This is a genomic window from Bartonella saheliensis (genome assembly GCF_902162175.1).
In genome coordinates, this window is the sequence record NZ_LR607318.1 from 1 (window position 1) to 1062 (window position 1062).

General features: G+C 41.2%; 1 pseudogene. It reads left to right on the top strand.

From position 1 onward, the window contains the following. Positions 1–1062, top strand: a pseudogene (locus FS875_RS10325) (Vomp family autotransporter); the annotation flags it as partial.

Sequence of the window (1062 nt, forward strand, 5' to 3'; positions counted from 1 at the left end):
CAATCAGAATGTTACGGCTGTAACGAATAATCTTCAAACAGCAGCGATCAATATAGCGCAGTCTTTTGGTGGAGGAGCAGGCTATGAAAATGGTGTATGGACAGCACCAAGCTTCAAGATAGTAAGCTTTAAGGAGGATGGCAGTTCTGAGGAAACGCTTTATGATAATGTAGCGGCTGCTTTTGCAGGTGTGAATAATTCTGTTGCAAAACTTCAACATAATCTTTCAGACAATATTGAAAAGAATGCACTGTTGTGGAGTGATGCGGATGAAGCGTTTGTAGCGGTTCATGGTAAGCGTGATAGTAAGCTTAGCCATCTTGTTGACGGAGCTGTTTCAGCGGGGTCGACAGAAGCGATCACGGGTAATCAGTTGTATCAATTGAATCAGACGTTAGCGCAGTATTTAGGAGGAGGAGCTCATTATGAGAATGGTCAATGGACAGCCCCTACATTCCAAGTCACGCAGTTCAAGAGTGATGGCAGTTCTTCTGAGAGTAAGAGCTATGATAGTGTTTCTGGAGCGTTTGAAGGTGTTAATAACAGTCTTTCAGGAATGAACGATCGTATAACGAATGTAGCGCAGAATGTATCAACGAACGGCTTAAATTGGAATGCTGAAGTAGGCGGTTATGATGCGCGTCACAATGGTGATGATAGTAAGATTACGCATGTAGAGGATGGTGACGTATCCAAAGATTCAAAAGAAGCTGTTAATGGTAGCCAACTTTGGAATACAAATAATAGGATTACCGAAGTTGAAAAAAGTGTAGAGGATGTTAATAAAAAGGTAGAAAATATTGAAAATACGGTAACGAATGATGCGGTTAAGTATGATAAAGGAGAAGATGGAAAGAAGACGAATAAGATCACGTTGGTAGGTGGCAATGAAAGTGATCCAGTTTTGATAGACAATATAGCGGAAGGTCGGATTGAAAGTGGCTCGAAAGAGGCTGTTACTGGAGGTCAATTGCATGATTACACGGATCAACAGATGAAGATAGTTCTTGAAGATGCGAAGAAATATACGGATGAGCACGTCAATGATTTGGTAAGCAATGG